Source organism: Erwinia sp. AK-PDG3-5 (assembly GCF_056821705.1).
The window spans coordinates 2,363,820-2,387,059 of the sequence record NZ_CM165967.1; the positions used below are offsets into that span (position 1 = coordinate 2,363,820).

The window sequence follows — 23,240 nt, forward strand, 5'->3', positions numbered from 1 at the left end:
GTCAATTTCCTTACAGATCAGGGCATACGACGGAGGTAGCTGCTGTCCAGCTCGCCGGGGGTGCGCACGCCGATTAGCGCCAGGTCACGGTCAATTTCATCGCGCAGGATATGCATCGCATGTTCGACGCACGCCTGGCCGCCAATCACCGCGCCATACAGGAACGGTCTGCCAAGAAACACAAAGTCTGCACCGAGCGCCATCGCTTTCATCACGTCGGTACCGCGACGAATACCGCTGTCGATAATCACCTTCATCGCGCCTTTTTTCGCGGCAATTTCTTCCAGTGAATAGAGCGGTGGGAAGGTGTAATCCAGCTGACGACCGCCATGGTTGGAGAGGATCACCGCATCCGCGCCCAGATCACGGGCGATAAAGGCATCTTCTGGCGACATCAGGCCCTTAACCACCAGATTACCGCGCCATTTTTTACGGATCGCTTCGACGTTTTTCCAGTTCAGCTTGTCACGCGCCTGGGTGTTTCGCACTTTACTCGACATCATCGGTGGCCCGCGTTCGGCATCGGTATTTTCGAAGTGTGGCGCGCCGTGGCGTAAAAAGGTTTGCGCCACGGTTCCCAGCAGCCAGCGAGGGCTCATGGCGCTTTCGAACGCCACTTTTGGCGTGATTTTAATCGGCATGCTGAAGCCACTGCGGGTGTTGTGCTCACGGTTGCCCAACATCGGCGTATCGCCGGTGACGACCAGCGTTTTATAGCCTGCTGCGGCAACCCGATCGATCAGACGATCGATGCGCGGCTGATCGCCGGCCAGATAGGCCTGAAACCAGGCATCGGGGTTGGCCGCATGCACATCTTCCAGCTTCACCAGCGAAGACGCGCTGAGGATCATCGGCACATTCATCTCGCGGGCGGCTTTCGCTAACGCCACATCCGCCTGATAGGCGACAAACGACGCGCCGCCCAACGGTGCCACGCCGAAAGGGTGCTGATACGTATGGCCGAAAAGGGTGGTGCGCTGGTCGCGTCCGGAGACGTCGCGGAACATGCGGGGCAGGAAGGCATAACGCTGATACGCCTCAAAGTTGCCGGCGATGCCCCGGCCAGTTTCCACGCCACCCGCGACATACTGATAGATCATGTTCGGTAAACGGCGGCGGGCGTGGCGCTCAAAGTCATCCAGCGCCAGCAGATCGCGGAAGTGGCGCGGCAGTTTTTTTACCGCCGGATTACTGTCAGCCTTTGCCGGACTGGCGGCAGCGACATTGGGTAAAGATGAAGAGTTGGCAGGTGATGTCATAAGGCGTTCTCACACTCCGTCAGTAGCGTCCCGGCAGACAGGAGGAGCCTGCCTTGCCGGAGTGGAATTTATTTTGTAAGCGCTATCAATTTTGGTCAATACTCACTAACATTTCAATAACACCTTGCCGCTAACCGCGTGCTTTTATGTGATCCACTTCACTTTACAGACATATTTGTAAGCCCTTACATTAGTGGCACGCTTACAGATGCCAACCCGGAGTCAGTCATGACCACACGAATTGTATTACTGCATGCCACACCCGTCGCCATGGAGCCGATCCATACGGCTTTCAGAGAAGAGTGGCCAGAAGCCGAGCTGGTAAACCTGCTCGACGATGGTCTGTCTTTGGATCGTTCAAGGGCATCGGAGCTGAGTGAACCAATGATTGAACGCTTTGTTCGCCTGGGCCAGTATGGCTACGACATGCAGGCCGACGGAATTTTGATTACCTGTTCGGCATTTGGTCCGGCTATCGACAGACTGGCAGACAGCGTGCCGATCCCGGTGCTCAAGCCCAATGAAGCGATGTTCCATGAAGCGGTGGCGCAGGGCAAAAATATTGGCATGCTGGCAACCTTCGGCCCGTCAGTTGAAACCATGACCGAAGAGTTTAATGACTATGTTGCTGAGCATGGTTCGTCAGCGACGCTGACCACGCTGCTGGTGGCGGATGCCATCGATCTGATGAAAAAAGGGGATGCGGAAGGGCATAACCGGCTGGTGGCGGCCCGAGCCAACGAGCTGGCTCACTGTGATGTGATTATGCTGGCGCACTTCTCCACATCACGCGCCGCGGCGGACGTCCGTGCACAGGTGACGGTGCCGGTACTGACCGCGCCTCATGCGGCGGTGAAAAGAATGAAGGCCAGCGTGCTGGCGCAACAAAACCGGTAAACGGTAGCCGGTCAGGCAATCTTGCTCTTCAACGCCGTGGCGTACTTGCTCATCAGCCTGACCAGCTGCTCAACATCCTCATCCTGCCAGCTGGCGAAGATCTCCTTCGCCATTCTTTCCCTCGCCGCATCAACATGATCGGTCATGGTTTTGCCTTTCGGCGTGATAACCGCTTCTCTGACCCGACGATCGGCTTCGCTGGGGCGACGCTCTACCAGTTCACTGTTCTCTAACTTGGCCACCTGGCGACTGACGGTGGTGTAATCGCGCCCAACCCGTTCGGCCAGTTCCACCACGCCAATCGGCCCAAAGCGTTCAATTCCCACCAGTAACGGGAACAGGGCGCGCTCAAGGTTGATCCCGGCTTCTTTAATCAGCACCTCATCGCCCTGAGGACGGTTGATCACCGCGACAATTTCCAGTATCGCCCGATGCAGCTTATGCAACTGCTGGCTGATATGTGTATTTTGCACATTATTAGTTGACGACATACGATCTCCCATTTAATGTGTGCATTATACACCTAATTATTCTCACTGACAGAGGGAAATCGATGAAAGCCGCCATAGTAACAACAGCAGGGCAGTTACCGATTTACGGGGACTATGCAGAACCGGTCGCCACGGCCAATGCTCAAAGGATCGTGGTGAAAGCCGCGGCGTTGAGTCATCTGGTAAAAAATCGCGCGTCAGGCAAGCATTACAGCGCCAGCGGGCAATACCCGTTTATCGCCGGAATTGATGGCGTGGGTATTCAGGACGACGGGCAGCGGGTCTATTTTATCAAGCCGGTAGCGCCTTACGGCAGCATGGCAGAGCAGACCTTAGTGCCTGCCGCGCAGTGCATCGCGCTGGCGGATGATCTCGACGACATCACTGCGGCCGCGATTGCCAATCCCGGAATGTCTTCCTGGGCGGCGTTAACGGAACGGGCGCAGCTGCAGATCGGCGAAACGGTGCTAATCAATGGCGCAACCGGCATATCGGGCAAGCTGGCGGTGCAGATTGCCCGCTACCTTGGGGCCAAAAAGATTATCGCTACCGGACGCAATCCCGCCGCGTTGGAACAACTGACGCTGTTAGGGGCAGATGTGGTGATCCCGCTGACGCAGGAAGAGGAAGCGTTAAACGCACAGTTCGGCGAACAGTTTGCGCAAGGTGTCGATGTGGTGATCGATTATCTGTGGGGAAAATCCGCCGGACAGTTGCTGACATCCGCCGCAAAAATGGCGGAAGACGGCAAGCCAGTGCGCTTTGTGCAGGTCGGGTCAATGAGCGGCAATGAGATCCCTTTATCCAGCGCGATCCTGCGTTCAAAGGCAATCGCCCTGATGGGCAGCGGATTGGGCAGCGTGTCCGATCGGGGATTACTGCGTACACTGAAAGGATTGTTGAAAGCGGCCGTACCGGCGGGATTCCAGCTCGCCACCAACCCAGTGGCACTTTCACGCGTTACGGAGGTTTGGGAAGCGGATGACAGCGCTTCGCGCACGGTGTTTACGGTTTAACGGGGTTGGAACAATCATCAACATAATCAAAACGTCCGGATAACGGGTGTTTGCCGGACGTTTTTGATATGAACATCATTACTCAACACCCATAAAAAAGCGTTTCATATAAAATCTTTTTTTACTGGATAAACCCAGCGACAAAGAGGATAGCCAGCAATATTATTATTGCAATATAAACAATGCTAATTGTATAGAAAAAATACCCGATAAATATCGCCAGAAGAACCGATAACAATATTGGCGCAAGAATACAACTTAAAAATACCATTTTTTCTAAAAACCACGTTAAGTCGATTTTAGTCATGCTTGTTTAATCCGACTGTAATTTTAATTATACCAAACAACCTGAGGTGTTCTCATGCGCAGACACGCTGGTTCCAGGTGTCACGGTAGATGATATTGGCATGTCATAGACGACGTTACTTTTCTGAAGGAGATAGATAACGCCATTTTTGAAACGGATATCTTCGTTCTTCTGCCGCTGGCAGACGTCCTGATACTCATCAGTAAAGCAGGATGTATAATACAACAGCCGCTTAGCCCCAGCGCCTGTGGTTTCAATCTGGTTTAATACCGCCTTCCCCACGCCCGACAATGCGTGGTCCAGCTTTAATGCGAGGATGTTATTAGCCTGTAAATAACGTATAACTTCATCTCTGTAGCACATCACTCAATCCCTCAGTTATTGATTCCTTTCCCGGCAGAATACTTTCCCTTTCTACCGACGGTCAGCTCTGCTGACCAGATTTTCTCCAGCTATTTATTACTTTAATTAAAAGTAACGGTATACACCCCAGATTCAGACCCAGGAAAAATGCAAGAGTTCAAAATAAACGCGGTGGTTTGTAATGCCGAAATTATTAAACTTCGGCATTACAAACGAATAACATTGTGATGAGACAATAACTAATAATCAGCAACCGCCATTGGCTACCAACTCAGCTGCTTGCCAGCATAATCAATATAATGATGGCCGCCTTTACCAGACCAGAGTTCGAGCTGATCCACTATTCCAGCGGTACTTTCTTTTACGGTCAGAGTGGCGTTTTCTCCGCCCATATCCGTTTGCACCCAGCCCGGATGAACATTTAACAGCGTCTGGCCGGTGGTCATTTTGGCCGCTAACGTGCGGGACAGCATATTCAGCGCCATTTTGCTGGCGGAATAGAGCGGGTAGGTCGCGCTGGTATTTTCGTTCAGGCTGGCTAACTGAGAGGTCATCAACGCCAGGATGCCGGTTGAAGAGAGCAGCGGCTGTAATTCCATACCGCAGCGCACCGGGGAGATGGCGTTAGTCAGGAACAGTGCGGCCAGCTCATCATCTTTAGCCTGTTCGATATCCTGATGATCTGGCCCAAACACACCGGCGTTGACGAAGATCAGATCAAAGCTTTGCTCTTCAATGGCATTCTTCAGCGTCTGTCGTTGGGTGGGCTCGTTGATATCAGCGGTCAGCCAGTAGATGCCTGAATCGGAAAGAGGGGCGTTATTGCGGGTGGTGGCCGTCACTTTCCAGCCGCGCTGCGCCAGGGTGTTGGCCAGACCCAGTCCAATGCCGCGTGAAGCACCGATAATCAGCGCCTGTTTTGAGGTTTCCATATGCTTTCCCTTTAGTGAAGAAAAAAAACCGGTGCCCCAACTGTAGCAGATCGGGGTAGCATTCAGTGACTGGCAGCAGATAATGCAGAACTGTCTTGTTGATTCATCACTTTCTGGCAGGCCTGGCCTGCTGAGTCTTTCTGATTAAAACAGACCCACGGTCTGAAAGGAGTCGGTATGTTTAAAGCACTTATGGTCCGCAAAGATGACGAAGGCTATCGGGCGGGCATCGAAACCCTGGCGCCGTCGGCCTTTCCGGCGGGTGACGTGGTGGTTGACGTTGAATACTCCTCGCTGAATTACAAAGATGCGTTAGCGATCACCGGGCGCGGCCCGATCCTTAAATCCTTCCCGATGGTGCCAGGGATTGACCTTGCCGGCACGGTAAGTGAAAGCGACAGCGCCGATTTCAAACCGGGCGATAAGGTGCTGCTCACCGGCTGGGGCGTCGGCGAAAGCAGCTGGGGTGGTCTGGCGCAGAAAGCGAAGGTTGCCAGCCAGCATCTGGTGCCGCTGCCATCTTCGTTAACGGCCCAACAGGCGATGTCGATTGGCACCGCAGGCTTCACTGCCATGCTGTGTGTGGAAGCGCTGGAAGCCTGTGGTATCACTCCTGCGCAAGGTCCGGTGCTGGTGACCGGCGCGTTGGGCGGCGTAGGCAGTTTTGCCATCAGCCTGCTTTCGGCGCTGGGTTACACCGTTGAAGCCTCGACCGGGCGGGTTGAGGAGAATGACTGGCTGCTGAAATCGCTGGGTGCTTCGACGGTGATTAACCGTGATGAGCTGAACGCGCCCGGCAAGCCGTTGCAAAAATCCCGCTGGAGTGCGGCGGTAGACACCGTTGGCAGCCATACGCTGAGTAACGTGTGTGCCAGCCTGCATTACGGCGGCGTGGTGGCCGCCTGCGGCATGGCTCAGGGAATGGATCTGCCCGCCACCGTCGCGCCCTTTATTCTGCGTGCCGTGACGTTGAAAGGGGTCGACAGCGTGCGCTATCCGGCAGAGCGTCGCGCAGCCGTCTGGGAGAGACTGGCGTCCTTACTCTCAAAAGAGCAGCTGGCTGGTCTTGCCGGAGTTTGTACGCTGGACGAGGTGGCGGAGAGAGCCGTTGAGCTGCTGGACGGTAAGGTGCGTGGCAGACTGGTGGTGGATTGCCGCTGATAAGAAAAAGGCATCGTGGCAGATTGGTGCCTGCAGAGAGTGCCCGGGATGGCGATCCCGGGCGGTGAGCATTAACTAAAGGTCAGCTGGACTTTGGCGGCCTGGCTTTTATCGCTGGCCATCTCCAGCGCTTTCACCACGTCCTGCTGCGGGAACACCGCAGAAAGCAGCGGCAGAGGATTAATTCGACCACTCTCCAGCCAGCGCACGGCAATGTCGAACTCATTGATAAAGCGGAATGAACCAACCAGCTCAATCTCTTTCACCAGCATCAACCCCAGCGGGAAGTCGACCGTTGCGGCACCCATGCCGAGCTGAACAATCCGGCCTTTCGGACGGGTAAAGCCCACGGTGGAAGCAATGGCCGCCGGCGCGCCAGAGGCCTCAAAACAGACGTCAAAATAGCCGCTGCTTTCCTGCCATTTACCGGTGACCTCGCCATCGGTTGGATCGGCCGCTTGCGATGCGCCCATGTCCAGCGCCAGCGCACGGCAACGATCGCTCATATCGGTGGCGATAATCTCTGAGGCACCCGCCGCAAACGCCGCCGCAATCACCAGACAGCCAATCGGCCCGGAACCGGTCACCAGCACTTTTTTGCCGACCAGGTCACCCGCCTGATGCACCGCATGGATTGCCACGGCCAACGGCTCGGCGAAGGCAATCACCTTCGCATCGGCCTTATCGGAATAGGGCACACATTGCGCCGGGGTGACCGCGACAAAGCTGGCAAAGCCGCCCTGAACGTGCGGGAAGAACTGCGCGCTGCCCATAAATTTCATGGTGCGGCACAGGTTCTGCTTACCGGACAGGCAGAATTCACAGGCGTTACAGGGTTGGGAAGGGTTCACCGCCACGCGCTGACCGACCTTCAGGCCGCTGTCTGCCGGGGCTTCCGCAATGCGGCCGACAAATTCGTGGCCCAACGTCATTGGCTCTTTCAGCACTGACATCCCCGCACGGCCATGCTGGAAGTAGTGAATATCCGAGCCACAAATTCCGCCGCGTTCAACCTGTACCAGCACCTTGTCATCCGCCCATTCAATGGTACGCGACTGGTTGCTGACGTCATGCGCGGCACTGACCACGCTGGCAACTATCTCTTTCTGCTTCATAACAAATCCTCAGGCTTTGGACGGTTTTTTGAACGGTTTCTGTGGCTCTTTTTCTTGCCCCCGATCGTCCGGCAGCGAAATCACCTCAATTTTACCCACCAGTAATAAGTAGGCGAGAAAACCGATCAGCGCCACGGCGGCGATATACCACATGGCGTACTGGAAGTTTTGCGTGCGTTGCAGGATCACGCCAATCACTATCGGGCTGATAATCCCGGAAAGGTTACCGAAAATGTTGAGGAATCCACCGATGGTGCCAATCAGATGACGGGGGATCACATCACTGCATACCACCCAACCCAGATTGGAAAACGCATTGGCAAAAAAGGCGACCGACAGAATGGCGATGGCGATGGTCGGACTGTGCTGGAAGAAATTCACCAGTGCGATTGACGTGGTGACCAGCAAACCGGCCATCACCGGCAGCTTGCGGGCAAAGGTGCGGCTGCGGCCTTTTTTCAGCAGCATGTCGCTCAGGGTTCCACCGCACAGCACGCCAGCCATCGCCATCAGGTAAGGGAACATCGCGCCGATCCCGGCTTTGGCAATCGATAAGCCCAGTCCTTTCTCCAGATAGACAATAAACCACGTCAGAAAGAAATAGAGTGTGGAGGAGGCCGCAAACTGGGCAATAAACAGTCCCCAGACGGTGCGCTGACGCAGAATGTGCTTCACGCTGGCCCAGTTTACTTTGCCATTTCCCCCTTGCTGATTGGACGAGCCGTAACCGCCACCGTCACGTATGTAGGCCAGCTCAGCGTCGTTAACCTTTTTACTGTCCTGCGGATCGCGGTAGGCAATCAGCCAGTAGATGCCAAAAATAATTCCCACGCCGCCCGACAGATAGAACGAGGCTTCCCAGCCATATTCGGCCACGATAAACGACAGCAACGGCGTCAATAAGGCCAGGCCAATATACTGCGCGCTGGAGTAAAACGCCGTGGCGCGCGCCCGTTCGTGGTCCGGGAACCAGCTGGCAATGATTTTGGTATTGGACGGGAACGAGGGTGCTTCCGCCACGCCAATTAACGCCCTGCAGACCAGCAGCATCGCAAAGGATGCGGTCGCGGTGGCGAATATATGGTGAGACGCAAAGCCCATCACAAAGGTGAAGACGCTCCACAGCACGATAGCGCTGCCGTACAGGATCCGGGAGCCTACCCGGTCGAGAATATAGCCCACCGGGATCTGGCTCATGGCATAAAACCAGGTAAACATCGAGAACAGCAGTCCGAGTTGCGTCGGGGACAGCTCAAATTGTCCCTGAATATGGGAACCGGCCACCGAGAGATTAGCGCGGTCCATATAATTTATCGCCGTCACCACAAACAGCATCATCAGAATGCTCAGGCGTGAAAGGGTGGGTTTTATGGTCATTTTTACCTCCCGGTGGTCAGTAAGCTGACGTGGTTTTGGCCACGACCGGCGTCTGACTGCTGAACCGGGTCAGAGCGGTTAGCAGCACCGCAAACACCAGCGATCCGCCCATAAAGACATAAGACGCATCCGGGCTGCCGGTGACGCCATTCAGATAACCGACAATCCACGCGCCGACGAAGGAACCCAGCGCCCCAAAGCACACCACAAAGGACATGGCGCCAGCGACCACGTTACGCGGGATCATTTCAGGGATGGCGGCAAAAAACGGACCGTACGGCGTGTACATCGCGCCGCCGGCAATCACCAGTAGTGACCAGGAGAGCCAGAAGTGCGACGCACCAATGCTGAACGAGGCAATAAAGCAGACGGCCCCCAGTCCCAGGAACAACACCACGATCAATTTACGTTGCTGGAATTTATCGGAGAACCAGGATGCGGCGAGCATCAGCGGAATGGCAAGCACATAAGGGGCGGCAGAAAGCCAGCCGGTAGCGACGATGCCGAGGCCGGACGCGGATTTGAGCATCGACGGCAGCCACATAATGAAACCGTACATGCCGATATTCCAGAAGAAGTGGATAAAGGCCAGCGCCAGCACTTTGGGTGAACGAAACGCTTCACGGTAGTTTTTCACCGGCTTGATATTTTCCTGCTCAGCCGCCAGCGCTTCTTCTATGGATCGCTTTTCGCTGTCGTTCAGCCATTTAGCATCGCGCGGTCGGTCGGCATACACCGCCCACCAGATAAAGGCCCAGAGGATAGCGGGCACCCCTTCGATAATAAACATCCCGCGCCAGCCAAAGGCATTGACCAGATAACCGGAGAGGATTGACATCCACAACACGGTAATCGGGTTGCCGAGGAACAAAAAGGTGTTGGCTTTCGAGCGTTCCGCGCGGGTAAACCAGTGGCTCAGGAAGATCAGCATCGCCGGCATCACCACGCTTTCCGCCACACCGAGCAGGAAGCGGATGGCCGCCAGCAGGGCAATGTTGTGCACCATGCCAGTGGCCGCAGCCAGAATTCCCCAGAGGATCAGGCTCCAGAAAATCAGACGCTTTGCCGAATGCTTTTCCGCATAAATCCCGCCAGGCACCTGAAAGAAGAAGTAGCCGAGGAAGAACAGGGCGCCCAGCAGGGAAGAGATGCCTGGGGTGATATTCAGATCTTCTGCCAGTCCGGCCGCCGCACCAAAGCCATAATTGGCGCGGTCCAGATAGGCGAGACTGTAAGTGATAAAGGCGATGGGGATCAGTTTCCCCCAGCGGCTGGCGGGCAATGTCCCTGCAAGGGTCTGGTTCATGGTAGTACCTCGGCGTTTTCGAACGGTAGGGCACGAGGCCAGGTCTTATTGCCTGGCAGGATTATTATGTTGTGCTCGTGAGACGGTTAAAGCGTGGCCAGCCAGCCACCATCGACATAGATGATCTGGCCGTTGACGTAATTAGAGGCATCAGACGCCAGGTACACGGCGGTGCCAATCAGTTCATCGGGTTTTCCCCAGCGACCGGAAGGGTTGCTGTTGCGCACCCATTGATCGAACTCAACGTTATCGACCAGCGCCTGGTTCATATCGGTAAGGATGTAGCCGGGACCAATCGCATTACTCTGGATGTTGTACTGCGCCCATTCAGCAGCCATTGATTTGGTCAGCAACTTGATGCCGCCTTTCGCCGCGGTATAAGGCGCCACGGTGGCGCGGGCAGCCTCGCTGGTCAGCGATCCGATATTGATAATTTTGCCGCCGGTTTTACGGGCGACCATACGTCTGGCGGCGGTTCGGCCAATCAGAAAGGCGCTGGTCAGGTTGACGTCCAGCACGCGCTGCCAGTCACTTAACGCCAGCTCTAACATCGGCTGACGGAACTGAATGCCGGCGTTATTGATCACGATATCGACGTGAATATCCCGATCGTCCAGCTCTTTAAACACCGCTTCGACCGCGGCTTCATCCGCCACGTTGAACAGGAAGCCATGCGCATTGGCACCCTGTTCCTTTAGCGCGGCCAGCGCGGTCTGCATATGGCTTTCCTGGGTGCCGTTCAGAATGACCGTTGCACCGGCCGCGGCCAGTCCCTGTGCGTAGGCCAGGCCCAGACCGCGAGTTGAACCGGTAATCAGCGCGGTTTTGCCGCTGAGAGAGAACAGTGAAGACATGATGACTCCTGTAAGCTTCATGTAACATGACTAACAGGCTGTAGATTTACGTGAGGCGGTATGGTTGAGCAATCTACAGGTTAAGAAATTGTAGCCCCGATCACAATAATCTGCGGTGTGGCCACTTTACACCTTTAATATAGCCTTTAAAATCAGGGTTATGGGTCTGTTTTGTGATTTACTTCACAGTCTGGCTCAGTGAAAAACTAATCCTTGCCAGACGGATAGTGGCAGTGCTAAAAAGAGATTCTGACTTGTAGGACAAGCTGATGGTCGACGTTAATCATGCTGTTTTGTTGGTATCAGCAAGCCAGCAGAATAGAATGGCGACATTAACCAGCAACAGGGGAAAGACGTGACACTGGAAAGCGTGCAGAAGCATAACGTGGTGAACGTTATCTACGAGCAAATGAAAAAGAATATCCAGGACGGCGTCTGGGAGCCCGGCTGCAAGCTGCCTTCCGAGTCAGAGCTGACGCAGACCTTTAACGTTAGCCGCGTCAGCGTTCGTAGTGCCGTGCAGAAGCTGCGCGATCTGGGCGTGGTGATAACCCATCAGGGTAAGGGCACCTATGTTACCCGTGAGATCGCCCGCTATGGCGCGTTCAGTGACAACCAGCCGATTCTGCATCTGTCGCAGGAAGAGTTTGATGATATGCGGGTGTTTCGTCAGACCGTGGAATTCCGCTGTATGGACCTGGCGGTGGTCAAGGCGACGGATGAGGACATCCGCCAGCTGGAGCAGGCCTTAAACCGTATGCTGGTCAGCAAAGACGACTATAAGAAGTACTCGCAGGCCGACTATGATTTCCATCTGGCGATCGTTAAGGCGTCGCATAACAAGGTCTTCATCCATGTGATGGAGTCGCTTAAGAACATTTATATCCATTACCTTGAAGAGTTAAACCGGGTACTGGGGATCACGCTGGAAAGTGTCGAAGCGCATATCAAAGTGTTTATGGCACTGAAGAATCGCGACGCGACTACCGCCAGCGAGACGTTAAACAATGCCATGGCCCACAACGTGGACGCGATTACAGAAGTGAAGCTGACAGAGAAATAACCTTAACAAAACCTCGTCATGAGGTTTTTATTTACCTCTAACATGTAGGACATCATACATCATTGCGGTGATCCGGAGAGACTTATGGAAACGTTGAAAATTACCAACATCAAAACGCTGCTGACCGCCCCGGGTGGTATCGACCTGGTGGTGGTGAAAGTGGAAACCAATCAGCCGGGATTGTACGGCCTGGGCTGCGCCACCTTTACCCAGCGCATTTTTGCCGTGGAAGCCGCAATTGAAAACTATATGAAGCCGTTCCTGATCGGTAAGGATCCGCTGCGCAATGAAGATATCTGGCAGTCGGCGGCGGTCAGCGGTTACTGGCGCAGCGGCCCGGTGATGAACAATGCGCTTTCGGGCGTGGATATGGCGCTGTGGGATATCAAAGGGAAGGTGGCCGGCCTGCCGGTGTACCAGTTGCTGGGCGGGCGTTGCCGCGATGGCATTCCGCTCTATCGCCACTGCGATGGTGCCGATGAAGTCGAAGTGGAAGATAACATTCGCGCCAGAATGGAAGAGGGTTATCAGTATGTCCGTTGCCAGATGGGCATGTACGGCGGTGCCGGCACTGACGATCTCAAGCTTATCGCCGGCAAACTGGCGAAGGCGCGCAATATTCAGCCGAAGGTCTCACCGCGTTCGCAGACGCCGGGCATTTATTTCGATCCGGATGCTTACGCCCGCGCGGTGCCGCGTCTGTTCGACCATCTGCGCAACAAGCTTGGCTTTGGCGTTGAATTTATCCACGATGTGCATGAACGCATTACGCCAGTCGCGTCGGTGCAGCTGACCAAGAGCCTGGAGCCCTATCAGCTGTTCTTCCTCGAAGATCCGGTTGCGCCGGAGAATATCGACTGGCTGAAAATGATCCGCGCACAGAGCAGCACGCCGATCTCGATGGGGGAGCTGTTTACCCACGTCAACGAGTGGAAGCCGTTGATTCAGCAGCAGTTGATTGATTATATCCGTTGCCACGTCAGCACCATTGGCGGCATTACCCCGGCGAAAAAACTGGCCACCTATGCCGAGATCCACGGCGTGCGCACGGCCTGGCACGGGCCGGGTGATATCTCGCCGGTGGGCGTGGCAGCCAATTTGCATCTGGATATGAGCGTCACCAATTTCGGTATTCAGGAATACACGCCGGTGAATGATGCGCTGATGGAGGTGTTCCCGGGTTGTCCTGAAATCGATCGCGGCTATGCCTACCTGAGCGACCGTCCGGGACTCGGCGTCGATATTGATGAAGAGAAGGCGAAACGCTTCCCGGTGACCGGTGGCTTGCCGGACTGGACTAACGCACGTTTGCCGGACGGCACCGCCGCCCGACCATAACGCTTAGCGATCCTGAGGTATCGTGGTGTCGCCTTCACCCAGCGTGCATTGCATCATCACGGTATCGACCCAGCGGCCATGCTTAAAGCCCACGGATTTTAACACGCCGGTCAGCTCAAAACCCAGCGAGCGGTGCAGGGCCAGTGAAGCCACATTTTCACTGTTGCCGACGACGGTCATCACCTGCCGGAATCCGGCTTCCTGCGCCTGGCGCAGGCCTTCACCGAGCAGCGCGCGGCCAATACCGCGTCCGGCGCAGTCAGGATCGAGATAGATCGAATCCTCCAGCGTAAAGCGATAAGCATAACGCGGGCGATAGGGCGCCAGGTAGCAATAGCCGACAACCCGGTGCTCTTCTAATGCCACCAGCCAGAACCCTCCGCTTTCCTGTACTTTGGCAAGCCTTGCCAGCATCTCTTCGGCCGTTGGCGGTTCGGTCTCAAACGTGGCCAGTCCATTAAGGACGTGCCACGCATAAATCTGCTGTATTCCTGCAACATGAGCGGCTTGCGCCGTAACAATTTCCATTAGTTTCTCGTCGGTTGGCTGGTCTGCGGACTATCGTAACGCTAATCGGTTTTTTCCGGCAGAAGTGGCACTCATAGGAAATTCTTATGATGTGGATCGGGCTAAAGACCGGGGTCTGAGAGCCGGACATTTCCGGTTGCCTCAGAATTTCACTGTGGTAGGGTATACCCCGTTAAATATATTGCGGCACTCCCTGATACGTTATTCATGAAATAACCCTCACTCAGCGCAGCGAATATTTACCCTCAAACTGCCAGAGTGGCTGTTGTTATTTGTAAGAGAGTGGCGTGATTTTTTCTTCTATTTTTAGTGTTAACACCCTAAAAAAATAAAAAGGACTCATCATGCGAACCAGCGGAATTTTGACGTTAGCCATTACAACCCTTGCCAGTGCATCTCCAGCGTTCTCAGCCACGTTACCAGGCAAAGGTGTAGTGGTTAACGCCGTACAGAGTAGCTTGCCGGAAGAAACCTTCCAGACCGAGCTGGTTAACCGGGCTTTACAGGCGTTAGGTTACGACGTTCAACCGATCAAAGAAGTGGATTACAACGTTGCCTACACGGCGATTGCCAGCGGTGATGCCACCTACATGGCGGTTAACTGGGACCCGCTGCAAAAGGACATGTACGCCTCAGCAGGTGGCGACAATAAATTCTATCGCCAGGGCACCTATATTTCCGGTGCGGCGCAGGGCTATCTAATCGATAAAAAGACCGCGGATAAATATCATATCCACGATATTTCGCAGCTGAAAGATCCCAATGTCGCCAAATTATTTGATGCCGATGGCGATGGAAAAGCTGACCTTGCCGGCTGTAATCCTGGCTGGGTATGTGGCTCGGTAATCAGCACCCAGATTGAAGCGTATGGCCTGAGTAATACGGTGGTGCAGAATCAGGGAAATTATTCCGCGATTATCGCCGATACACTCACCCGAGTTAAGGCCGGCAAGCCGGTACTTTATTACACCTGGACGCCTTACTGGGTTAGCGATGAACTTAAGCCAGGGAAAGATGTGGTGTGGTTAACGGTGCCGCATTCTGCCAATCCGGGTAGCCAGAAAGATCTGGATACCACTTTACCGAACGGCAAGAATTACGGCTTCCCGGTGAATAACGAACATATCGTCGCCAACAAGGCCTGGGCCCAGGCGAATCCGGCCGCGGCGAAGCTGTTTGCGGTGATGAAGCTGCCGCTGGCGGACGTGAATGCGCAAAACCTGCGGATGCATGAAGGACAGGGCAGTTCCGATGATATCGACCGTCATGTGGATGGCTGGATTGCCTCCCATCAGGCGACGTTCGATGGCTGGGTAAAACAGGCTGCTGCTGCCGCCAAATAACGCCGTTTCGCCGTGCGTTAAGACAAAAAAATGGCCTTCGCAATGAAGGCCATTTTGTTATTTAAGACGAATTAGCTGCGTTTCGCCCGTTCGTCAGTGACCTGCTGGGCAATGCGGTCGCCGATGGTCTGGTCGATATTGCGCCAGTATTCAAAGGCGCGCGACAACACCGGTTCCTCAACGCCATTCAGCAGATGGCCGGTAACGTTACTCACCAGACGATCGCGTCCCGCCTGGTCCATCACCTTATTGATCAACGTATTGGCCTGGCCAAAATCGTCATCATCGCGGCGCAAGGTGTAAGGCGCGCGCACCATCTCACCGCTGGACGGCCAGGTGGAGTCTGTCGGATAACGATCGCCATCCGCCACCGGGCCACCTTTGGAGTTAGGAGCATAGACCGGATCGGACACCGGATTCATGCGCATGGCGCCATCTTTGCTGTAGCTGTTCACCGGCGAGTGGGGAGCATTAACCGGGATCTGCTTGTAGTTGACGCCCAGACGCGCACGGTGCGCATCAGCATAAGAGAACACGCGGCCAATCAGCATTTTATCCGGGCTCAATCCAATGCCGGGCACCAGGTTGTTCGGCTCAAAGGCGGCCTGTTCAATCTGCGCATGGTTATCCGTTGGGTTACGGTTAAGGGTTAATTTGCCCACCGGGATCAGCGGGTAATCGCTGTGCGGCCAGACTTTGGTCAGGTCAAACGGGTTGAAGCGGTAGGTTTCCGCTTCGGCAAACGGCATGATTTGCATATGCAGCGTCCAGCTTGGGAACTGGCCGTTTTTGATGGAATTGAACAGATCGCGGGTATGGTAATCACCGTCTTCACCCGCCAGCTTATCGGCTTCTTCCTGGGTCAGGTTCTCGATGCCCTGATCGGTGTGGAAATGGTATTTCACCCAGAACTTCTCGCCCGCCGCATTCACCCACATATAGGTATGGCTGGAGTAGCCGTTCATATGACGCCAGTTTTTCGGAATGCCGCGGTCGCCCATCAGATAGGTGACCTGATGCGCTGACTCGGGTGACAGCGACCAGAAATCCCACTGCATATCGTTATCGCGCAGGTTGTTATCCGCCCGACGCTTTTGCGAGCGAATAAAGTGCTGGAACTTCATCGGATCACGAATAAAGAACACCGGCGTGTTGTTGCCCACCATGTCGTAGTTGCCTTCGGTGGTGTAGAACTTGATCGAGAAACCACGCGGATCGCGCCAGGTATCCGGGCTGCCGCGTTCACCGGCAACGGTAGAGAAGCGCATCACCACGTCGGTTTTGGTTCCCGGCTGGAAAACGGCGGCCTTGGTGTACTGGCTGACATCATGGGTCACTTCAAAGTGGCCAAAGGCACCGCTGCCTTTCGCATGCGGCTGGCGTTCCGGAATGCGTTCACGGTTAAAGTTCGCCATCTGTTCAATCAGATAGTGATCGTGCAGCAGAACCGGGCCATCCGGGCCGACCGATAATGAGTATTCATCGCTGGCTACCGGGATACCAGCATCAGTGGTGGTGGGCTTACGTGGATCATTGCTCATTGTTGTCTCTCCGACTTATCGTTTCATCTTGCAGATAAAGATAGAAGAGATAAACGGGAATGCACATCCACAAACAGATTAAGGGCATTCGCTGGGCAAAATTTTAAAAAAAGTGGGATCGGCGCGACGCTCATCGCCCAATTTTCTCGCTAAGTCTTTACAAAGTATGTCTCAACTTGTTTTGCATCAGATTGTTTGCCAGGTTTAAGCCATTAAGGTCTAACCGAACCAGCAACAGGAATAAATGATGAAACGCGATGTGCTGAGTGAAGAGTATTACGATGAGGTGTGCCGGGTGATCGGCGATGCGGTGATTGTGCTGGCAGAAGGGGGTTTCGACACCGATCGCAAGGTGTTGTCGAATCTGCTGTTGAAGACCCGGCAGGAACGATCGGATGCCGACCGTGATGAACAGAAAGTGTTGGAACACGCTATCCGGCTGGTGAAGCCGGACTGATCACCGCCGCGCCGTTAGCCTCTCCAGCGCGACTGGCGGATCACCTGACAGAAATTTCCCGGCGTAAAGCCTGCTTCCTTATCTTTAATCACGTCCGCTTTCACGTTGCCGAAGGTGGTTTGCGGCTTGTGCTTAATGCCGTCATAAAAGGCCTGAATGATCGCTTCCTTAAAGGCCTCAGGACGAGGATGCAACGCGGTGACCGCCGCGATTTGCTGCTCGCTGTAATTCTCATATCCCATTCCCAGCACATCCATCTCCACGCCGGCAGTGACCAGTGCGATCTCTGGCGCCATAAATTCCGGGATACCTGGCGTGGTGTGCAGGGCAATCGCCGTCCAGACCTTATCAATATCGGCCTGTTCGATGCCGTGACGCTGCAGGAACTCCCGCGCTGCGTTGGCACCGTCCACTTCAAAACGTTTGTCGCAGCTACAGTGATCGTGAGTTAACCCCATATCGTGGAACATGCAGCCGACGTACAGCAGCTCGCTGTCGACCTTCAGCCCGCGCTGTTGTCCCGCCAGCGCACCCCAGTAGTAAACGCGGCTGGAATGGTGAAACAGCAGCTCGGATTCGGTATCGCGCACCAATTCGGTGACTTCATTCGCCATCTGACTGTCTGGAACGTTAATTGTCTGGTTCATGATTTTCTCGCCTTGGGATTGTGTTTAAGCAGTATGCTGTGCATCATAAATGACTCAAAGCGACTGATTACGACGATACGGGACATTCCGGCAAACCCGGACACCGGAGGAATAATGAACAGTGACATTGCCATTCTCGCCGTGCCTGGCGTGCAGATGCTGGATGTCTGCGGCCCGCTGGACGTGTTTGCCGAAGCGAACCGCATTCTGCAACGCCAGGTGTATACGCCGGTAGTGATGTCATTTTCCACGCCGATGCTGCGTTCCTCTTCCGGCGTTCGCCTGACCGCCGATCGCCTGCTCAGTGAATCCGCGGATTACTCACCGCAGACCTTTTTAGTGGCTGGCGCGCCCGGCATCACCGACATCATTGCCGAGCCTCAGCAACTGGACGCGATTACCGGCCTGTGCCGGCGAAGTCAGCGATTTGGTTCGGTGTGCAGCGGAGCATTATTGCTGGCACAAACGGGTTTGTTGCAGGGCAAGCGGGTGACCACGCACTGGGCCTGCGCCAGCGAGTTGGCCAGCCGTTTCCCGCAGATAAGCGTCGATGCCGATGCGCTGTATGTTGCCGATGGCCCGATCCGAACCGCAGCGGGCGTCACTTCAGGTCTCGATCTGGCGCTAAGGCTGGTGGAGGAAGATTTGGGGCGGGACGTCGCGATGGAGATCGCCAGTAACCTGGTGATGTTCTTCCGCCGACCGGTGAGTCAGAATCATTTTATGCGCGGTGACAATGTCACTCTTTCCGGCCGTTCATCCTTTCAGGAGTTGCTGCGTTGGAGCGCCAGCCATCTCGATAAGGTGAAAAATGTCGCGGTGATGGCAGAGCATATGAACGTCAGCGAGCGCCACCTTTCCCGGTTGTTTCGTCAGACGTTGGCTCTTTCCCCGGCGCAATGGCTGGAAAGGGAGCGCGTGGCCCGAGCGAAACAGCTGCTGGAGCAGGGGATGGCCAGCAAAATCCTGGCCGGAGAGTGCGGCTTCGCCAGCGTCGACGTTATGCGCAGAGCCTTTGTCAGAGTCACCGGCATGACGCCGGGTGTCTATGGGCGGTTGTTTACGCGCGCTGAGGCCCAGGTGCACGAGAATGGTTACCCGATAAAAGATTGATACAGTCAAAAGCTTGCAAGCTAAGGGTATTCAGCTTCATTCTGTCGTACGCATTACCACTTTTAACTCTGAAACAAGGCACTCCGGTCATGAAAAAAATTGGGTTTCTGTCATTTGGACACTGGACGCCGTCACCGCAGTCGGCGACGCGATCGGCTTCTGATGCGCTGTTGCAATCCATCGATCTGGCGGTGGCAGCAGAAGAATTAGGCGCTGACGGCGCTTATTTCCGCGTTCACCACTTTGCCCGCCAGCTGAGCGCACCGTTCCCATTGCTGGCTGCGGTTGGCGCGAAGACCAAACGCATTGAGATTGGTACCGGGGTGATTGATATGCGCTATGAGAACCCGCTGTATATGGCCGAAGATGCCGGGGTGGCCGATCTGATCAGCGGCGGCCGTTTGCAGCTTGGTATCAGCCGTGGTTCCCCTGAACAGGTGATTGAAGGCTGGCGTCATTTTGGCTATGTCCCGCAGGAAGGCGAAAGCGATGCGGATATGGGGCGTCGTCATACCGAGCGTTTGCTGGAAGTGTTGAGCGGCGAAGGCTTCGCGAAGCCGAATCCACAACCGATGTTTCCTAATCCTCCAGGCCTGTTAAGACCTGAACCTTTCTCCGAGGGCCTGCGTGAACGCATCTGGTGGGGCTCCGGCTCTAATGCCACCTCGGTTTGGGCGGCGAAACTGGGTATGAACCTGCAAAGCTCGACGCTGAAAGATGATGAAACCGGCGAGCCGTTCCATATTCAGCAGGCTAAACAGATCCGTGCCTATCGCGCCGCATGGCAGGAAGCAGGGCACACGCGGGAGCCGCGCGTTTCCGTCAGCCGCAGCATCTTTGCCTTAATGAATGCCACCGACCGCGCCTACTTTGGTGCCAGCCGTGAAGCTGGCGATCAAATCGGTTATCTGGACGAGAAAACCCGCGCCATCTTTGGCCGTAGCTATTCAGCTGAGCCGGAAGCGTTGATTGCGCAGTTAGCGAAAGATGAAGCGATTGCCGAAGCGGATACGCTGTTGTTGACCATCCCGAATCAGCTGGGCGTCGATTACTGTGCGCACGTGATGGAATCAATTCTGAAACATGTCGCGCCGGCATTGGGCTGGCGCGACTAGGTTCGAACAAATCTGAAAAAGGTTGCGTGCTGAAGGCTATTGCCTTCAGCCAGCCTTGCCGGATCCACAATCCCGACACCGTGACCGAATTATCCGTTAGTAGAGGACTCAGTGGTCTCGACTGGCGTGGTGGTTGAGCTGCCAGAGCTTTGCGCGTTTTCCGTATTGCTGGTCGCTGAATGCGTTGTCTCGCTATCAGTACTCTTCGACGTTTCAGTGGTGGTCGTTGCCGGTTTGGCTGACGATTCCGTTGCGCTTTGCGTGGTGGTGGTCGTGGTCGCAGGCTGACTGGTTGTTGCCGCATTCTGTGTGGTGGTGGTCGACGCGGTTGCCGGTGCCGTGGCTGTCGTACTCTGCGGGGTGTCAGTTGAGGTCGCAGCCGGTGTTGCCGCCGAACTCTGACTGGTTGTGGCAGGTGTAGTAGTACTCTCAGTGGCCGTTGCAGGCGTTGACGTGCTCTGAACGGTAGCAGCAGGTGTGGTCGTCGTCGCGGTGATGCTTTGCGTCGCTTGAGTCCCGGTCGTTACGGGCACCGCAGCCGGTGGCGTGGCGGCAACCGTCGGAATGGTGGCTGAGGTTGCCGTTGCCGCAGTCTGGTCGGTCTGCGCTGGCGCAGCCTGTTCTGCCGGCGCTGCAGCCGGTGTCGCAACCGGTTTAGGCGGCAGCTTGGTGACACCTTCTTTCGCAAATACCGGCTTGTCGCGGGTGACCGAATAGGCCAGCTGCGTCACTTCTCCCGGTTTGGTTGTCACATCGACAGACTGAATCGTCACACGACCCAGACCGAGCAGCGTCTGAGCATAACCCCCGACTTTGTGCTTACCGGCCGGAATATGCAGCTCGGTGTTTTTACCGGCAACCAGTGGGCCCGCGTCATTACCATCAACCGTCAGAAAAATGGCGGAACCATCGTCCGCACGGGTCACAACATGAGACACATTGATTTGGGTCGGGCCATTGAAGAAATCTTCTGGCGCGCCGGGCTTCTGTTGTTTGGCGCAACCGGTGAGCGTTATGGCGGCCGTTATTGCGGCCAGGGTGAAACGATAAGACATTATACCTCGCTATCCAGCGTTGCTTTGAGACGACCATTTTAACGCTACTGGCCGGAGTAATACAGCAGCGTAGCGTTAGGGTTCGTCTCAAAAATTAACAGCAAGTATGTCAAGCGGGCGATCTTTGTTCGCAATCCACGCGTCCTGAAAATTCAGCGCGCGCATTTATCCGTTTTTGAAAAAAGCCGATAGCGGCAGTCTCTGCTGGCCATCAGCAGTGAAGTTTGCGGCTGAGAGCCAGCCAGACAGTGCGGCCGCGATCGCCGGCCATTCGCCATCGATGATCGACAACCAGTCGGTGTCACGGTTGCGCTGCTTGCGGGTCATCGCCTGACGGAAACAGCCCTCGAAGGTAAAGCCGATCCGCTCAGCCGCGCGGCGTGAGGCGAGATTGGTGGAATCACAGCGCCAGGCCACGCGGCGATAGCCTAGGGAAAAGGCGTGGGTCAGTAGCAGAAACAGGGCCTCGGTGCCGAATACCGTGCGCTTCATCAGCGGTGACCAGGTGACGTGCCCGATTTCGCAGGCGCCGTTTACCGCCTCAATCTTGGCAAAGCACACCGCGCCAACCGCCTGCTGGCTGCCATTGTCGACCACGGCGTAACTCACCAGCGCGGGATCCTGACTTTTATGCGCGATCCATTCACTCATCTCCGCCAGTGAGGTCGGTTTTTGCGCCCCCAGCCAGGTCCAGTCGCGATCGTCTTCCGCCAGCGAAAAGGCCTGAAACAGGGCTGCGCTATGCTTTTCGTCAAGCGGGTCGAGCGTGCAATATTGCCCCGTTAACGGACTGCGCGGAAAAGGGCGCGCAGGTTGCCAGTCGGGTAACGCAAATCCCACCTGTTGACCATATTGATTGATGTTTACCTTCGCGTCTCCCGTCATCGTCAGTTCTCCGCTACGTCTCAAATCTAAGCCTGTTAGTTTCTATACTACGATAAAGTCACTACTTTTCTGTGCTGAGCTTACGCGTAACACTGGCTGTCACACAACCAGGAGGCTATCTGATGCTTGTATTTCTCACTGGCGCGACAGGGTTTATCGGCTCGCGCATTGTCACCGAACTGCTGGCTGCCGGACATCAGGTCCTTGGCGTCACCCGCTCAGACGCTGGCGCGAAAGCGCTGAAAGCCGCAGGCGTGGAACCGTATCACGGCACGCTGGAAGATCCCGACAGCCTGCGTGCCGGGGCGGCCCGGGCGGATGCGGTGATCCATACCGCGTTCGATCATAACTTCGATAACTTTGTCGCCAACTGCGAAAAGGATCGTCGGGTGATCGAAGCGTTGGGTGATGCGTTGAAAGGTTCTGACCGTCCGCTGATCATCACCTCGGGCACCGGGATTGGCGATGCCGGCGACGGCAAACCGGCGTCTGAGTCAGTGTTCAATCCTCACCATGCTAACCCGCGCATTATGTCCGAATTAACCGGCAATACGCTGCTGGACGCGGGCGTCAACGTGCAGGTGGTCAGGCTGCCACAGGTGCACGATACGGTGAAGCAAGGTCTGATCACCCCGTTTATCGCCATCAGCCGGGAAAAGGGCGTGGCAGCCTATGTTGGCGAGGGAACTAATAGCTGGCCAGCCGCGCACGTACTGGACGTGGCGAAGCTCTATCTGCTGGTGCTGGAAAAGGGCGAGAAAGGCCGTCGCTATCATGCGGTGGCTGAAGAGGGCGTTTCTGCCAAAACGATTACGCAGGTGGTTGGCGCAGGTCTCGGCATTCCGGTGGTGTCGTTGCCGCCGGAAGAGGCCGCGGCGCACTTTGGCTGGTTTGCGATGTTCGCCAGCATGGATTTACGTGCTTCAGGCAAATGGACGCAGCAGCAGCTGGGCTGGCAGCCCAGGGAACGGGGATTGATAGCCGACTTGCAGGCAATGGATTACAGCCGCCAGTAAAACCGCCATTTTTGAGGCAATAAAAAAGCCGGTAACATCGCTGTTACCGGCTTTTCTGTTA

At 55.4% G+C, this 23,240-nt stretch carries 22 protein-coding genes and 1 pseudogene; 10 read left to right on the forward strand and 13 right to left on the reverse strand.

All coding sequences use genetic code 11. The features are described 5' to 3' along the window. Positions 1-17: 17 nt before the first annotated feature. Complete coding sequence (locus AC1UKS_RS10910) at positions 18-1,259, reverse strand: alpha-hydroxy acid oxidase (RefSeq protein ID WP_265910539.1); 1,242 nt, start codon at positions 1,257-1,259, stop codon at positions 18-20. Positions 1,260-1,487: 228 nt separating this feature from the next. Between AC1UKS_RS10910 and AC1UKS_RS10915 the strand changes: the two genes are divergently transcribed. Beyond that, positions 1,488-2,156 (forward strand): aspartate/glutamate racemase family protein, encoded by a 669-nt coding sequence (locus AC1UKS_RS10915; RefSeq protein ID WP_482436834.1) that lies wholly within the window; start codon positions 1,488-1,490, stop codon positions 2,154-2,156. Between the two features lie 11 nt (positions 2,157-2,167). Here the strand turns inward: AC1UKS_RS10915 and AC1UKS_RS10920 are convergent, their stop codons facing one another. Beyond that, entirely contained in the window at positions 2,168-2,647 is a 480-nt protein-coding gene (locus AC1UKS_RS10920; protein WP_482436836.1) for a MarR family winged helix-turn-helix transcriptional regulator, read from the reverse strand. Between the two features lie 62 nt (positions 2,648-2,709). On the opposite strand from AC1UKS_RS10920, the gene AC1UKS_RS10925 reads away from it, so the two are divergent. Beyond that, positions 2,710-3,663, forward strand: a complete 954-nt coding sequence (locus AC1UKS_RS10925; protein ID WP_482436837.1) for a quinone oxidoreductase family protein — start codon at positions 2,710-2,712, stop codon at positions 3,661-3,663. Between the two features lie 406 nt (positions 3,664-4,069). Here the strand turns inward: AC1UKS_RS10925 and AC1UKS_RS10930 are convergent. Next, positions 4,070-4,333: pseudogene (locus AC1UKS_RS10930) on the reverse strand (hypothetical protein); the annotation flags it as partial. A 263-nt stretch (positions 4,334-4,596) separates the two neighbouring features. Continuing rightward, positions 4,597-5,265, reverse strand: coding sequence for an SDR family oxidoreductase (locus tag AC1UKS_RS10935; RefSeq protein ID WP_482436838.1), 669 nt, complete (start codon positions 5,263-5,265; stop codon positions 4,597-4,599). 177 nt (positions 5,266-5,442) lie between these two features. On the opposite strand from AC1UKS_RS10935, the gene acuI reads away from it, so the two are divergent. Further along, positions 5,443-6,426, forward strand: coding sequence for an acrylyl-CoA reductase (NADPH) (acuI, locus tag AC1UKS_RS10940; RefSeq protein ID WP_482436839.1), 984 nt, complete (start codon positions 5,443-5,445; stop codon positions 6,424-6,426). A 71-nt stretch (positions 6,427-6,497) separates the two neighbouring features. On the opposite strand, the gene idnD is transcribed toward acuI, so the two are convergent. The 4 genes from idnD to AC1UKS_RS10960 all read right to left on the reverse strand — a co-directional run bounded on the left by idnD (position 6,498) and on the right by AC1UKS_RS10960 (position 11,078). Next, positions 6,498-7,541, reverse strand: coding sequence for an L-idonate 5-dehydrogenase (gene idnD, locus AC1UKS_RS10945; RefSeq protein WP_482436841.1), 1,044 nt, complete (start codon positions 7,539-7,541; stop codon positions 6,498-6,500). 9 nt (positions 7,542-7,550) lie between these two features. Beyond that, positions 7,551-8,918: an MFS transporter gene (locus AC1UKS_RS10950; protein ID WP_482436844.1), complete on the reverse strand. Its 1,368-nt coding sequence runs from the start codon at positions 8,916-8,918 to the stop codon at positions 7,551-7,553. Between the two features lie 16 nt (positions 8,919-8,934). Then, positions 8,935-10,224 (reverse strand): MFS transporter, encoded by a 1,290-nt coding sequence (locus AC1UKS_RS10955; protein ID WP_265910533.1) that lies wholly within the window; start codon positions 10,222-10,224, stop codon positions 8,935-8,937. An 86-nt stretch (positions 10,225-10,310) separates the two neighbouring features. Then, the gene (locus AC1UKS_RS10960; protein WP_482436846.1) at positions 10,311-11,078 is read right to left on the reverse strand and encodes an SDR family oxidoreductase; all 768 of its coding nucleotides are present in this window, start codon (positions 11,076-11,078) and stop codon (positions 10,311-10,313) included. Positions 11,079-11,433: 355 nt separating this feature from the next. Between AC1UKS_RS10960 and AC1UKS_RS10965 the strand changes: the two genes are divergently transcribed. Beyond that, positions 11,434-12,141 carry a FadR/GntR family transcriptional regulator gene (locus AC1UKS_RS10965; protein WP_151037412.1) on the forward strand — a complete coding sequence of 236 codons (708 nt, stop codon included), beginning with the start codon at positions 11,434-11,436 and terminating at the stop codon, positions 12,139-12,141. Positions 12,142-12,225: 84 nt separating this feature from the next. Next, the gene (locus AC1UKS_RS10970) at positions 12,226-13,479 is read left to right on the forward strand and encodes an enolase C-terminal domain-like protein (RefSeq protein ID WP_482436848.1); all 1,254 of its coding nucleotides are present in this window, start codon (positions 12,226-12,228) and stop codon (positions 13,477-13,479) included. Positions 13,480-13,482: 3 nt separating this feature from the next. Here AC1UKS_RS10970 and AC1UKS_RS10975 read toward each other — a convergent pair whose 3' ends face one another. Then, positions 13,483-14,007: a GNAT family N-acetyltransferase gene (locus AC1UKS_RS10975; RefSeq protein WP_265910530.1), complete on the reverse strand. Its 525-nt coding sequence runs from the start codon at positions 14,005-14,007 to the stop codon at positions 13,483-13,485. Positions 14,008-14,351: 344 nt separating this feature from the next. On the opposite strand from AC1UKS_RS10975, the gene proX reads away from it, so the two are divergent. Then, positions 14,352-15,350: a glycine betaine/L-proline ABC transporter substrate-binding protein ProX gene (proX, locus tag AC1UKS_RS10980; protein WP_482436849.1), complete on the forward strand. Its 999-nt coding sequence runs from the start codon at positions 14,352-14,354 to the stop codon at positions 15,348-15,350. A gap of 71 nt (positions 15,351-15,421) precedes the next feature. Here proX and AC1UKS_RS10985 read toward each other — a convergent pair whose 3' ends face one another. After that, on the reverse strand, positions 15,422-16,891 hold the full coding sequence (locus AC1UKS_RS10985) for a catalase (protein ID WP_265910529.1): 1,470 nt from the start codon (positions 16,889-16,891) through the stop codon (positions 15,422-15,424). A 247-nt stretch (positions 16,892-17,138) separates the two neighbouring features. Between AC1UKS_RS10985 and AC1UKS_RS10990 the strand changes: the two genes are divergently transcribed. Continuing rightward, complete coding sequence (locus AC1UKS_RS10990; RefSeq protein ID WP_265911347.1) at positions 17,139-17,348, forward strand: DUF2767 family protein; 210 nt, start codon at positions 17,139-17,141, stop codon at positions 17,346-17,348. Between the two features lie 14 nt (positions 17,349-17,362). Here AC1UKS_RS10990 and AC1UKS_RS10995 read toward each other — a convergent pair whose 3' ends face one another. Continuing rightward, entirely contained in the window at positions 17,363-17,995 is a 633-nt protein-coding gene (locus AC1UKS_RS10995; protein WP_482433516.1) for an HD domain-containing protein, read from the reverse strand. A gap of 114 nt (positions 17,996-18,109) precedes the next feature. Between AC1UKS_RS10995 and AC1UKS_RS11000 the strand changes: the two genes are divergently transcribed. Both AC1UKS_RS11000 and AC1UKS_RS11005 read left to right on the forward strand, forming a co-directional pair. Continuing rightward, positions 18,110-19,108: a GlxA family transcriptional regulator gene (locus tag AC1UKS_RS11000; RefSeq protein WP_482433518.1), complete on the forward strand. Its 999-nt coding sequence runs from the start codon at positions 18,110-18,112 to the stop codon at positions 19,106-19,108. An 89-nt stretch (positions 19,109-19,197) separates the two neighbouring features. Then, positions 19,198-20,223 (forward strand): LLM class flavin-dependent oxidoreductase, encoded by a 1,026-nt coding sequence (locus AC1UKS_RS11005; protein ID WP_482433520.1) that lies wholly within the window; start codon positions 19,198-19,200, stop codon positions 20,221-20,223. An 89-nt stretch (positions 20,224-20,312) separates the two neighbouring features. Here AC1UKS_RS11005 and AC1UKS_RS11010 read toward each other — a convergent pair whose 3' ends face one another. Both AC1UKS_RS11010 and AC1UKS_RS11015 read right to left on the reverse strand, forming a co-directional pair. Beyond that, positions 20,313-21,278 carry a hypothetical protein gene (locus AC1UKS_RS11010; protein WP_482433522.1) on the reverse strand — a complete coding sequence of 322 codons (966 nt, stop codon included), beginning with the start codon at positions 21,276-21,278 and terminating at the stop codon, positions 20,313-20,315. A gap of 165 nt (positions 21,279-21,443) precedes the next feature. Further along, complete coding sequence (locus AC1UKS_RS11015) at positions 21,444-22,163, reverse strand: GNAT family N-acetyltransferase (RefSeq protein WP_482433523.1); 720 nt, start codon at positions 22,161-22,163, stop codon at positions 21,444-21,446. Positions 22,164-22,285: 122 nt separating this feature from the next. Here AC1UKS_RS11015 and AC1UKS_RS11020 point away from each other — a divergent pair, with 122 nt between their 5' ends. Next, positions 22,286-23,179: an SDR family oxidoreductase gene (locus AC1UKS_RS11020; RefSeq protein ID WP_482433524.1), complete on the forward strand. Its 894-nt coding sequence runs from the start codon at positions 22,286-22,288 to the stop codon at positions 23,177-23,179. The last annotated feature ends 61 nt before the right edge of the window (positions 23,180-23,240 follow it).